Origin of the sequence: Sphaerospermopsis aphanizomenoides BCCUSP55 (assembly GCF_001586785.1) — a bacterium.
Classification (GTDB): Bacteria; Cyanobacteriota; Cyanobacteriia; order Cyanobacteriales; family Nostocaceae; genus Sphaerospermopsis_A; species Sphaerospermopsis_A aphanizomenoides_A.
In genome coordinates, this window is the sequence record NZ_LUFH02000144.1 from 1 (window position 1) to 11,382 (window position 11,382).

Annotated in this window: 13 protein-coding genes and 1 pseudogene; 4 read left to right on the top strand and 10 right to left on the bottom strand. The window is 38.2% G+C overall.

Annotation, left to right across the window (positions count from 1 at the left end; all coding sequences use genetic code 11):
- Positions 1-35 precede the first annotated feature (35 nt).
- The 3 genes from trpC (at position 36) to A0J48_RS24440 (ending at position 2,611) form a co-directional block, all read left to right on the top strand.
- Positions 36-926: an indole-3-glycerol phosphate synthase TrpC gene (gene trpC / locus A0J48_RS24430; protein ID WP_200327195.1), complete on the top strand. Its 891-nt coding sequence runs from the start codon at positions 36-38 to the stop codon at positions 924-926.
- A 142-nt stretch (positions 927-1,068) separates the two neighbouring features.
- Complete coding sequence (locus A0J48_RS24435; protein ID WP_200327196.1) at positions 1,069-1,317, top strand: DUF5340 domain-containing protein; 249 nt, start codon at positions 1,069-1,071, stop codon at positions 1,315-1,317.
- A gap of 145 nt (positions 1,318-1,462) precedes the next feature.
- Positions 1,463-2,611, top strand: coding sequence for a pyridoxal-phosphate-dependent aminotransferase family protein (locus A0J48_RS24440; RefSeq protein ID WP_200327184.1), 1,149 nt, complete (start codon positions 1,463-1,465; stop codon positions 2,609-2,611).
- A 434-nt stretch (positions 2,612-3,045) separates the two neighbouring features.
- On the opposite strand, the gene A0J48_RS24445 is transcribed toward A0J48_RS24440, so the two are convergent.
- From A0J48_RS24445 to A0J48_RS24470, 6 genes are all read right to left on the bottom strand, one after another.
- Positions 3,046-3,273, bottom strand: coding sequence for a DUF2949 domain-containing protein (locus A0J48_RS24445; protein ID WP_200327185.1), 228 nt, complete (start codon positions 3,271-3,273; stop codon positions 3,046-3,048).
- 1,054 nt (positions 3,274-4,327) lie between these two features.
- The gene (locus A0J48_RS24450) at positions 4,328-4,858 is read right to left on the bottom strand and encodes a DUF192 domain-containing protein (protein WP_200327186.1); all 531 of its coding nucleotides are present in this window, start codon (positions 4,856-4,858) and stop codon (positions 4,328-4,330) included.
- Between the two features lie 360 nt (positions 4,859-5,218).
- Positions 5,219-5,674 (bottom strand): ferredoxin, encoded by a 456-nt coding sequence (locus A0J48_RS24455; RefSeq protein ID WP_200327187.1) that lies wholly within the window; start codon positions 5,672-5,674, stop codon positions 5,219-5,221.
- Positions 5,674-6,060: a DUF1257 domain-containing protein gene (locus A0J48_RS24460; protein ID WP_200327188.1), complete on the bottom strand. Its 387-nt coding sequence runs from the start codon at positions 6,058-6,060 to the stop codon at positions 5,674-5,676. The genes A0J48_RS24455 and A0J48_RS24460 overlap by 1 nt, the downstream gene beginning before the upstream one ends.
- 40 nt (positions 6,061-6,100) lie before the next feature.
- On the bottom strand, positions 6,101-6,313 hold the full coding sequence (locus A0J48_RS24465; protein WP_200327189.1) for a DUF2997 domain-containing protein: 213 nt from the start codon (positions 6,311-6,313) through the stop codon (positions 6,101-6,103).
- Positions 6,314-6,757: 444 nt separating this feature from the next.
- Positions 6,758-7,027 carry a YciI family protein gene (locus A0J48_RS24470; RefSeq protein ID WP_200327190.1) on the bottom strand — a complete coding sequence of 90 codons (270 nt, stop codon included), beginning with the start codon at positions 7,025-7,027 and terminating at the stop codon, positions 6,758-6,760.
- Between the two features lie 96 nt (positions 7,028-7,123).
- Here A0J48_RS24470 and A0J48_RS24475 point away from each other — a divergent pair, with 96 nt between their 5' ends.
- Entirely contained in the window at positions 7,124-7,663 is a 540-nt protein-coding gene (locus A0J48_RS24475; RefSeq protein WP_200327191.1) for a Uma2 family endonuclease, read from the top strand.
- Between the two features lie 57 nt (positions 7,664-7,720).
- Here the strand turns inward: A0J48_RS24475 and A0J48_RS24480 are convergent.
- The 4 genes and pseudogenes from A0J48_RS24480 to pheT all read right to left on the bottom strand — a co-directional run.
- Positions 7,721-7,885 (bottom strand): annotated as a pseudogene (locus tag A0J48_RS24480) (type II toxin-antitoxin system HicA family toxin); the annotation flags it as partial.
- A 60-nt stretch (positions 7,886-7,945) separates the two neighbouring features.
- Positions 7,946-8,395 (bottom strand): type II toxin-antitoxin system VapC family toxin, encoded by a 450-nt coding sequence (locus tag A0J48_RS24485; protein ID WP_200327192.1) that lies wholly within the window; start codon positions 8,393-8,395, stop codon positions 7,946-7,948.
- 4 nt (positions 8,396-8,399) lie between these two features.
- Positions 8,400-8,684, bottom strand: coding sequence for a hypothetical protein (locus A0J48_RS24490; protein ID WP_200327193.1), 285 nt, complete (start codon positions 8,682-8,684; stop codon positions 8,400-8,402).
- A 161-nt stretch (positions 8,685-8,845) separates the two neighbouring features.
- Entirely contained in the window at positions 8,846-11,281 is a 2,436-nt protein-coding gene (gene pheT, locus A0J48_RS24495; RefSeq protein ID WP_200327194.1) for a phenylalanine--tRNA ligase subunit beta, read from the bottom strand.
- Between the last annotated feature and the right edge of the window lie 101 nt (positions 11,282-11,382).

Genomic DNA, 11,382 nt, shown 5'->3' on the forward strand with positions numbered 1-11,382 from the left:
CTTACACCCTTACACCCTTACACCCCTATTCCGAAATGCAAATCCGTCGTCGTTCCCCAAGTCCAGCTATTGATGTCTCTATTGTTCGCTACCAAGTAGCTTTAGAAGATGCAGCCCCAAATAATATTTTGGAAGAAATTGTTTGGCAAAAGGAAATAGAAGTTGAACAAATGCGGGAAAAGCTGCCTTTGCGAGAATTGCAGCAAAAAGCTTTGTCTGCACCTCCTACCCGTGATTTTGTGACTGCCTTACGTCAAGGTAAAACTAAACCAGCCTTGATCGCAGAAGTAAAAAAAGCTTCTCCTAGTAAGGGGGTTTTACGGGCAGATTTTGACCCTGTAGAAATTGCTAAATCCTATCAAGCAGGTGGCGCGAGTTGTCTTTCTGTCCTCACAGATAAGAAGTTTTTTCAAGGTGGGTTTGAAAACTTATCTCTAGTACGTGCTGCCGTAGATTTGCCATTATTATGTAAGGAATTTATCATTTATCCTTATCAAATGTATTTGGCGCGAATTAATGGCGCAGATGCGGTTTTATTGATAGCAGCAATTCTCAGTGATCAAGATTTACAGTATTTTGTCAAAATTGCTAATAACCTCAAAATGGCAGCTTTGATTGAAGTTCATAATTTAGAAGAACTGGATAGGGTTTTAGCTTTAGATGGTGTTTCCTTAGTCGGTATAAATAATCGCAACTTAGAAGATTTTTCTGTGGATTTACAAACTACTTGTCAGTTACTCAGAGATAGAGGTAGTCAATTACAGGAAAGAAATATTTTAGTTGTTAGTGAATCAGGACTTCATACTCCAGAAGATTTAAACGTGGTGGAAACAGCCGGCGCATCTGCTGTACTCATTGGTGAGTCATTAGTCAAACAACCAGATCCACAACTGGCAATTACCAACCTTTTTGGTAAAAAACAGTAAAAGTGGACTGGAAACTGGAAACTGTTTAGCAATTACCCATGACGAATAACCACAAACTTTGTTTGCTATGTAACAATTTAGTTGGTAAGAGATAAACTCTTTTTAAGCTAAAATCTCACATTAGCAATTTTATATGAATTTCATGGAGCAACTTCCTTTACCAGCGCCTATCCACTACGAACTTATACTGCAACTGTTAGAAAAGCAAACGATGAGTGCTGTAAATAACAATCAGGACTTACGGCACGAAGTCAGTCAGCTAATTATTACCCTGCGAAAAGCCGTGGCACAACAAAAGCGATTAGAGGAAATTTGTCAAGCTTCCTCTTTGCTAGTTGATCATCGTTGGTCACTCAATCATATTGGGGAAAAAATAGTCACTCCTGATTGATATACACAGAGAATTGGTCAACCTCTCAGGTAGGATCAATTGATGAGAATCTGACTGAATTGGTAGATAAAGTTCTAAAATTTGCCATCAGATTAAAGCATCCTCAGACAATTTTGACTCTTATTGGATTTTTAGGATAGAGATAATGGACAATAAGCTAATGTTGATGATTCCTGGACCAACTCCTGTTCCAGAAGCAGCTTTACTGGCATTGGCCAAGCACCCCATCGGACACCGCACTGCTGAATTCAGCAACATGATGGGGGAGGTGACAGAAAATCTGAAATGGCTACACCAAACTACCAGTGATGTATTAATGCTGAATGTGAGCGGTACTGGTGCGGTAGAAGCGGGTATTATTAATTTCCTTTCACCAGGCGATCGCATTTTAGTTGGTTCTAACGGTAAATTTGGTGAACGCTGGGTAGAAGTTGGTCAAGCTTTTGGTTTGAATGTGGAAGTTGTCACCGCAGAATGGGGACAACCTTTAGACCCTGCTAAGTTTGGGGAAATATTGCAAGCTGACACTAACAAAGAAATTAAAGCTGTCATTATCACTCACAGCGAAACTTCTACTGGTGTAATTAATGATTTGGCAGCTATCAACAGTCATGTAAAAGCACATGGTGAAGCCTTAATTATTGTTGATGCTGTCACCAGCTTGGGTGCATACAATGTTGCTGTTGATGCTTTGGGTTTGGATGTAGTTGCTTCCGGTTCCCAAAAAGGCTACATGATACCCCCAGGTTTAGGATTTGTGTCTGTGAGTCCCAAAGCATGGGAAGCTTACAAAACTGCGAAGTTGCCAAAATATTATTTAGATTTAGGTAAATACCGCAAATCAACTGCTAAAAATACAACTCCTTTCACTCCCCCAGTTAACTTAATTGTGGCACTACACACCACCTTGGGGATGATGAAAAAAGAGGGTTTGGAATCAATCTTTGCTCGTCATGAACGCCAAAAGAATGCGACTCGTGCAGCAATGAAAGCCTTGAATTTACCATTGTTTGCCGCTGATGAATGCGCTAGTCCAGCTATTACCGCTGTATCAGTACCCGGAATGGAAGCGGATAAAATTCGGTCATTGATGAAAAAGCGGTTTGATATTGCTTTAGCTGGTGGTCAAGACCATCTGAGTAATAAAATTTTCCGTATTGGTCACTTAGGATTTGTAAGCGATCGGGATATTCTTAGCTGTATAGCATCTTTGGAAATTGTGCTTGCAGAAGTTGGCTATGAAAACTTTACCCCCGGTGCTGGTATCGCCGCAGCAGCTAAGGTTTTTGGATAAAAGAATAGGTGACAGTGAAGAAAAGGGTGTAGGGTGTAGGGAAGTAGGGGAAGCAGGGGAAGTAGGGGAAGCAGGGGAAGCAGGGGAAGAAAAATTTGTTCTTTATTCTTCATTTCTCTTGCCTTTTGCCTTTTGCCCTCTTTCTGTCACCTGTCACCTGTCACCTGTTCCCTATTCCCTGTTCCCTGACTTCTGACATTAAAAAAGCGGGTTGAATAAACAACTCGCTCTTTTATTTTGGAAATCAATGAGTAAAGACTTTCTGAGTTAACCGTTCTATGTATCAAACTTTGCACAGGGCAGAGTTGATTTGACATACATCAAATTCTCCTCAAGTAGCTCAACCGTTCCACATTTAATTTGTCTACAGTTAGCCGCCATATTGTAGTTATCAGCAATGGAAATTTAAAAATTTAAAAATTCTTATTGCTGACCTACGCTGTCTCTAGCCAATCATAAATTTTTTCTAACTGTTCTAGAGTAATCAAGCCATACTGCCACAGGATCATGGTTAAAGAGCCTGTATCTTGCTCCCGGTGGCGTAGTGCTACAGCTAAAGAAGCTGTGGAAATTGCCAAATCTTCTTGGAGAAAATTAATTAAACGAGAATATCTTGATGGTGCCATTTGTATCTCACCTCCTTGAGTAGAGTGTATTATCATATATCTTGACCTCTTTTATCAGTGATCTAAAGCCAGTATTTTATGTGTCACTGCGCTGTAACTGGATCGATTTTTCAGCACAGGTCATACCAATTAAAAATTAAAAATTAAAAATTGGTTAGGTAGGATTTGATCGGGGTTTAGTGGTTTGAATCTGTCGCATTCTGTTTTCAAACTGATAATTTTATTGTTTTTCTGAGAGCAAGTTATTTTTATCGAAACAATCAGTTCTCAAACCTCACCTTTTAAGGTGAAAAGTTTTTGAAGTAGGGTATATGACAGGTGACAGGTGACAGGTGACAGTTGACAGAGTTAAAAGGCTTTTACGGTCTGGGTTTTATCATCTGTTGATGTTCTAACCACCTTGGCTGTTGCTATAAATCAACGTTACAAAAACGGCCTCCTACCACCTGCCTTCGTTAATATGCCCAGAATTGTGTGCAGAAAAGCAAATTTGATTAGGCTTGTTTGCTTCAATTCTAAGTAGCTATCAATACAGGATTTATTAGTGGTTGTGATTCAGTGTATACATAGCAGTAACCTAGGCTAACAGTAGTAAAACTCTATTGCTACATAGCTTTGTGATTAGAACTTTTACCTCACTTAGCTGCAATGTGCTGTGTTTCCGCCCCTTCGTTAAATTGGCTTAATCCGGTTTACTTTTCTGATGTGGATCTAATTACATCTGTGGTAATCAAGATTCCATAGCCTATGTTCCTCTATGATGACTGTTTACACTTATGTCAAAAGGAAGATTTTTCTAACTAAACTTTGAAGCCGAATTCTATAGCAGGTGACAGGTGACAGAATTAAAAGGTTTTTACTGTCTGGGTTTTATCATCTGTTGATGTCATAACCATCTTGGCTGTTGCTATAACTGGGGAATAAAAACGCTTAATGTTATCAGTGCTACTGGTAAACAGTAACTTCTTAACTATTATTGTTAATATTCTACGGAATAGTTTTTTTACAAAAACTCTTCATACAAACTTGACAGAATCTTCACACAAGGAACAGGGTGTAGGGTAAAAGACTAATAACTGTTAACAGTTAACTAAGAAGCTTGAGGTTTTAAGAATTCAATGTTGACCTTATCACCTACCTTTAAGCCTAATTCGGTAGCTCTTCCAGTTCTTAATTCAATTACTTGATCAATTGGTACATTCGGCCCATAGGTGGGACAAGGTTCTTTTTTACAGGGTGGTGCGGCAGTTTTAATATATTTGACTACTCCATTTTGAAGAAAGACCATATCCAAAGCTACAGGTACATTCTTCATCCAAAATTTGACTGGTTGGGCTGAGGGAAATACAAACAGCATCCCTTGATCATCTGGTAAAGCAGGTCGATGCATCAATCCCATCATTTGCTGTTCTGGTGTTTCTGCCACTTCTAGTTTAATTTTTGTTCCTTTGGGAACGGTGGCTTGAGCAGAAATTGGCAAGTTTTGACCTTTATTTGTTGCTGTTTGAACTTGGGACTGGGACTCTGAGGTCGGAGTGGGAGATTTAGCAGTGGTTGGTGGAGAACAGCCCATCAGCAAAACACCCAGAACTATAAATAACACAGTTAGCCTACGAAACATACGCAAACCAAAATCCAAATTTATTTTTTACAACTTTAAAACAGACCCATTTACTAAACTTCCTGTAACCTGTAACTGGTGGGCAGAAGTTTAAATAACTACGATTTTTTAATTGAGATTTCGATTTTACAGAAATTTCCGCAAAATAGCTCGTTATTTTAAATTATTTTTTGTGGAGGTACATAAAGCAGGTGACAGGTGACAGGTGACAGTTCTAAAAGCCTTTGAGTGTCTAAGTTTTAGTTTTGGTTCATGTCCTAACGGTATTGTCTACGGCTATAGTAAAAAAAACTGCACAAAAAATAAAGGCTGGAATTTAAACCCAGCCTGTCAAAGTGTTAATTGCTTGATAATAGGATTTTATTGTCGTTTTTTGTTTAACTTTTGTTTCTTACGACGTTTTTCTGTAGTCGCTACAGCGTGATCTACTGGATAACCAACTACAGGAATAACCTGATATTTGCGGTCTTCTTCCAGGTTTTTCAGTTCTGTATAATCAACCCAGTGAATACAATCGACTGGACAGGTATCTATAGCTTCTTGTATTACTTCTTCTGCATCACCATCTTGGCGAATGACACGCGATCGCCCGTAATCTGGTTCAATATAAAAGGTATTACGGGCAACATGGGCGCAATGTTTACAACCAATACAGGTAATTTCATCTACATAAACGCCTTTTTGTCGCAGCACGCCGCCTAGTTCCGGTTCTAAACCTGAACGTTCTGGCTCATCTCGTAAAAAACCGCCTAATTCTGGCTCTAAACCGGAACGATTACTGTCTAATTCTTCTAGTGACGGCTGCAATTGGGACATTACGCACTCCAGCGTTGTACAACTAAGCGAATAGAACCATCTTCATTTTTTTGTTGTTCAGCAACTTGAAAGCCTACTTTAGTAGTTTCTTTCACTACTGTTTGATAAGCATAACGCTGAGTCACTTGACGCAAAAATCCGTCTACAGACAAATCTTGTTGCCAGTATTGTAGGTCAGCTACTAATTCGTATTCTTTGCCATTCCATCTAAAACCGATATCATAGCCGTTTTCTTGCTCAATGGTAACTTCGGCAGGATGGGTCTGACCACGATAACCGCGCACTTCATGGGGTCCTGGCTTCCAGTCGATCCCCAACTCAGAAAGCGCATCTTGTAAGGATTCTAGGTTACGGATTTGTGTTTTAATTTGGCTAAAGTGTGACATGGTGGTTTGTAATTAGTAGAAACTAAACTAGTGGGAAAACTTACCATTCGCTGAATGCGGTTTGTGTATTCGCTACACTGGATTCCTGTATATTTTGGTTAGCGAAAAATTCTGAGGTTGGCTCTTGACTGAGTACATGGCCTAGTTGCGCCTCTATTGCTGCTGTAACTTCTGCACAAGAAGCCCCTACAATACCAGTGACTTTTTCTTGTACTCGACCGTCTGGATAGATGATAAATTCTAATGTTTCCATGCTATGAAAGCCAACCTCGATAGTACCCTTGAACTTTAATGCTTTAGCACAGTTGATGAAAATGTCAGAAGGAACTTAGAAACAAAGTTGCCATTTGTTCAATAATGTTCCATCTTTCAAAATATATATCTCAGAATCTTTACAAAAATTAATTTTCTTATCAGCGGTTGCATCTGTTATTAGTAAGTTTCTCTTAACCTGATTCATTAGTCAAGGTCAACATCACTGAAGATGATTTTCTGTAAAAACTCTTTAATATCAGGGTTACAGCCTATAGTGCCAGAAAGCAAAACATAAAAAAATACTAAAGCTTATTGAAATATATTATCATTATCATTGGTTAGCATTTATTGTTCTGTGGATGTGGAAAAATCCCTGAAGTCTTGAAGAAGCCAGGGAATTTATGCTTACAAATGTCTAATTGTCTATGTATACACAGAAATATTAAAAAACCTGAATCCACTCTTTAACGGTATATTCAGTCCAGATGCTATTTTGCCAATAAGGATCAGCTTCAACTAATGCGCGCACAGTAGCTTCGTCTTCGGCTTCATAAATACCAAAGACTTTGGTGACATCTTTAGTGGGGCCAAGAGTAATTAATACACCAGACTCTTTTTGTTTTGTTAATCCTTCTAAATGCGCTTGACGATGAGGTTCACGTTTGGTTAAAACGTCTTCGCAGTAGCTTCCCCACATTACATATTTAGGCATGATGTTGTTTCTTAACTGGTTAAACAATTTAATAATAAAATGCCACAATTAATAATCATCCATAGAGTATTTCCGTAGTATTTCAGGAGCAAACCTATGTCTTTAACCGTGAAAGAACTAGAAGAAATACAGTTAGCATATCCAGACTATCGCATGGAATTAGTAGATGGGAGCATCATTATTATGAGTCCGTCGGGTTATGAATCAGAAGAAGTAGGTACTGAGTTTGCAGCTTTGTTAAGAAATTGGGTAAGACCTCGTAAACTAGGCCGTGTAGTTGGTTCTAGTGCAGGTTTTAAATTACCTAATTCTGATTTGCGTGCGCCGGATGTTTCTTTTGTCCGTGCTGATAGGCTTAAACAATCAACAGAAGATTATGCTGAATTAGTTCCTGATTTGGTAGTGGAAGTAAAATCTAAAACTGATTCTATAGATAAACTGAGAAAAAAGATTCAAGATTTTATTAATTTAGGTTCACAAGTTGGCATTTTAATTAATCCCAAAACCAGAACAGTAGAAGTTTCTCGTAGTGGTGAAACAGTAGTTTTAAAAGATGGTGATATTTTAACGCTTCCTGATTTATTACCTGGTTTTGAAGTAGCAATTTCTGAAATTTGGTCGCCTGTTTTTGAGTAGTTTTGATGTTGAAATAATAGTTTGGTATAACAGGTACTCAAGAACCTAAATGTCCTGTCATTTGGTAAAAGGTATCCCTAAATCCTTACAAATCTTTTTAGCGAGAATATCATCAATTTCTTGATGTCGCGGAATGGCTGATATCCTGTTTTTATCAGGATTCCACCACCAAGAATGTCGAGAACCTTCACGAATAAACTCACAACCGCACTCCTGTAAATGGCGTAATAAATCTCCTCACTTCATAGTGCGATCGCTTGAGCTTTATTTTCATAACTTTGATCAATTACCACGCCAATTTTCCAAAGAAAAATTAATAACAGTTTTGATTCTGATAAAATCAGTATCAGCCGAAACTAAAGTTAATTGATTACGAATTCCTATTGCTGCTATCCAAACATCATTTTCATCAAAACCTAATTGAGAGATTTTAGTCGTTTGACGTTTAGTTTTTTGCTTGGGTCCAAATTTATTAATTAATCCTGATTTTATTTGTCCATAAATTTTAGCAGTTTCATCATCTATATAATAAATTTTAATATCTGCTAAAAATTCCTCAAGACGAGTTAAATTTTCTGCCTGATAACGAGAATTTTCTGCCATATAAGTTAGCTCACCTACTGTAATAATAGTAGTAGCTAGATTTTGTTCTCCAACTTCCTGGATATAATCAAGAACATTCTGATTTTTCAAAAAAATTAAACTACAATGATTAGTGTCTAAAAGATACATTATATTACTCAAAAGGATTAATCCGATTATTGATTTTTACTTTACCTCTAGTTTCTAAAACTACCTGAAGACAATCTTCTAAATCATCCCCTAACCATGTTCCAGCATGACGTAAAATAGAACGACCAGAAGCCGGTCTATAGTTTGTTGGTTCTGCTAAATTTGTTTCTTGTTTATTTTCTTGTTTATATTTAATAAACTCCACAAATTCATCAATTAACTTTAAATTTTCTGGGAAAATAGTTAATAAATTTTGTTCAATTTTTTGTCTTAATTCAGTAGAATTCATAATTTTTCCTCTGTTTTAACATTTACTACAGATTTTATAGTTTTTAAACACTACTATTACTTACAATGATATCACAAGAAGATTGATGGTAATGAACATTGGCAATTAGTAAATAAACAATAATTACCAATCTCCAATTACCCGTTACCCATTACCAAAATTTAACTTCTCAAACTCACGCCGAATTTCTCCACTAAAGCTTCACGAACTTTATTATGGACTGGTTCAACTTCTGCATCGGTGAGAGTGCGATCGCTGGAACGATAAATTAAACGAAAAGCTAAACTTCTCTGTCCGCTTGGCACATTCTCTCCACGATATTCATCAAACAATTCCACAGAATCTAATAAACCTTTACCTGCTTTAGTAATTACCTTTTCAATTTCCGAAACTGTTACCTTCACAGGAGAGAAAAAGGCAATATCTCTATCACTGGCCGGATAGGTAGAAAAAGTCTGGAATTTGGGAATTAAAACTTGATCATCATCCAGCGCATTCAACAGCACATCCAAACTTAATTGGAACACATAAACGGCTTCTGGTAAACTTTTTTCTCGTCGTAGTTGGGGATGAACTTGTCCAAAAGTACCCAATCTGACACCACGTATCCATAAAGAAGCGGTACGTCCTGGATGCAAGCGGGAATCTCGATTTTCTGGTTGAAATTCTACCGACAAATTCAATTGACGAAATACACTTTCTAAAATTCCCTTAGCTTCAAACCAAGTTAAAGTTTGTTCCCGTCCACCACGCGACCATTTACCAAGGGTAGAATCACCACCCATGATCCCAGCCAGGATTTCTGCTTCGTCTAAACCTTCTTCTTCTCGCCAGAAAATGCGCCCAATTTCAAAACCATTTAGTACCCCATTTCCCTGTTCAACATTGTACTGACAAGCGTCAATTAAACCAGCTATTAAATCAGTTCGCAGTGCTGAATATTCGGCAAATAAAGGATTAGAAAGTACAATTTGTTGATCTTCCCCTGGTTTGACTAAAGAATAGTGCATTAATTCCGTCAAACCTTCAGCCCGCAAATAAGCGCGAATTTTGCGGAGTAGTTCTTGATCTAAAGATAAATAACCAGCTTCTGCTTTATCTGGTAAAGTATCACAGAATTTGTCATAACCATAAAGACGGGCAATTTCTTCAATTAAATCAATTTCCCGTTCTAGGTCACGATAGCGATAAGGAGGGACTTTCACATTCCAAGTTCGTTCCTCATCTTTCACCAATTCACATCCCAAAGCAGTGAGGATTTTTTCTACATCTTCTGCTTCCATTTCTACCGTTTCTTGTCCCGATTCAATTGGACCTAGGACTTCATTAACTCTATCTAAACGTAGGAAGATGGAATGAGACCAAGTGGAAGGATCAGGACGAGAATCAGAAATTTCTTGTTGAATAATCACACCTGATGCTAATTCACTAATTAAAGATAAAGCGCGGTTATTAGCTATTTCTAATTCGGCTCGATTTACGCCTCTTTCATATCTACCAGAAGCTTCACTTCTTAATCCCACACTGCGGGAAGAACGACGAATAGCGACAGAATCAAATAACGCTGCTTCTAAAACTAGGCTTTGTGTACCTTTATGAACTTCTGTTTCTTCTCCACCCATTACTCCTGCTAAAGCTACGGCTTTGTTATTCGCAGTAATTAATAAGTTTTGGGTTGATAAATTGCGGGTTTGTCCATCTAAAGTTTTTAAACTTTCTCCAGCATCAGCAAAGCGCACACCAATGGTTAAATTTTCACCACCAGCCACAGATTTTAAACGCTCTTGATCAAAAGCGTGGAGAGGTTGTCCCCGTTCTAATAAAACATAGTTGGTGATATCTACAACATTATTAATTGGTCTAACTCCAGCCGATCGCAAACGCTGTTGTAACCACTCAGGAGATGGGGCAATTTTGATGTTTTCAATAACTGTACCGATGTAAGCCGGACAAGCTTGAGGTTCGCGGATTTTTACAGTTAAATTTCCTGTATTTTGGGCAATTGTCACATTTTCTGGTTGCGGAATAGACAACTTACCGCCAGTTAAAGCTGCAACTTCCCTAGCGATCCCCACCATAGATAAAGCATCAGCACGGTTAGCTGTGGCAGTGACATCTAAAATTACATCATCTAAACCCAACAATGGACGAACATCACTACCCAAAGATAAATTTTCTGGGGAAAAAATATGAATTCCGTCTGCATCTGTTGGTAAACCTAGTTCTTTTAAAGAACAGATCATGCCATTAGACGGGACACCTCTGAGTTTGGCGGGTTTAATTTTTAAATCAATATTTGGTAAATATGTTCCTGTAGTGGCAACTGGGACATAAATATCAGCACGGACATTAGCCGCACCACAAACAATATTTAATGTCTCATCTGCACCGATATCTACTGTACATACGCTCAGTTTATCAGCGTTGGGGTGTGGTTGACGTTCAAGCACTTTCCCCACAACTACGCCATTAGCCCAAGTGCGGCGATCTTCAATATCTTCTACTTCAAACCCTGCGATGGTCAGAGTTTCGGCTAATTCTTCCGGACTAAGTTTTATTTCTACCAGTTCACTTAACCAATTTAGAGAAATACGCATGGAGTGTGCTTGTTTTCGGATTCGTCTTTTGCTGCTCTCATTTTATAGCACTGGGCAGTCAGCTTTTTAAAAGTAGGGGTGTTGTGGGGTGTGGGGTGTGG

What these genes read in the sequence shown, in the direction of transcription:
- trpC (WP_200327195.1), top strand. Translation starts at nt 36, where the DNA reads ATGCAAATCCGTCGTCGTTCCCCAAGTCCAGCTATTGATGTCTCTATT.
- A0J48_RS24435 (WP_200327196.1), top strand. Translation starts at nt 1,069, where the DNA reads ATGGAGCAACTTCCTTTACCAGCGCCTATCCACTACGAACTTATACTG.
- A0J48_RS24440 (WP_200327184.1), top strand. Translation starts at nt 1,463, where the DNA reads ATGGACAATAAGCTAATGTTGATGATTCCTGGACCAACTCCTGTTCCA.
- A0J48_RS24445 (WP_200327185.1), bottom strand. Translation starts at nt 3,273, where the DNA reads ATGATAATACACTCTACTCAAGGAGGTGAGATACAAATGGCACCATCA.
- A0J48_RS24450 (WP_200327186.1), bottom strand. Translation starts at nt 4,858, where the DNA reads ATGTTTCGTAGGCTAACTGTGTTATTTATAGTTCTGGGTGTTTTGCTG.
- A0J48_RS24455 (WP_200327187.1), bottom strand. Translation starts at nt 5,674, where the DNA reads ATGTCCCAATTGCAGCCGTCACTAGAAGAATTAGACAGTAATCGTTCC.
- A0J48_RS24460 (WP_200327188.1), bottom strand. Translation starts at nt 6,060, where the DNA reads ATGTCACACTTTAGCCAAATTAAAACACAAATCCGTAACCTAGAATCC.
- A0J48_RS24465 (WP_200327189.1), bottom strand. Translation starts at nt 6,313, where the DNA reads ATGGAAACATTAGAATTTATCATCTATCCAGACGGTCGAGTACAAGAA.
- A0J48_RS24470 (WP_200327190.1), bottom strand. Translation starts at nt 7,027, where the DNA reads ATGCCTAAATATGTAATGTGGGGAAGCTACTGCGAAGACGTTTTAACC.
- A0J48_RS24475 (WP_200327191.1), top strand. Translation starts at nt 7,124, where the DNA reads ATGTCTTTAACCGTGAAAGAACTAGAAGAAATACAGTTAGCATATCCA.
- A0J48_RS24485 (WP_200327192.1), bottom strand. Translation starts at nt 8,395, where the DNA reads ATGTATCTTTTAGACACTAATCATTGTAGTTTAATTTTTTTGAAAAAT.
- A0J48_RS24490 (WP_200327193.1), bottom strand. Translation starts at nt 8,684, where the DNA reads ATGAATTCTACTGAATTAAGACAAAAAATTGAACAAAATTTATTAACT.
- pheT (WP_200327194.1), bottom strand. Translation starts at nt 11,281, where the DNA reads ATGCGTATTTCTCTAAATTGGTTAAGTGAACTGGTAGAAATAAAACTT.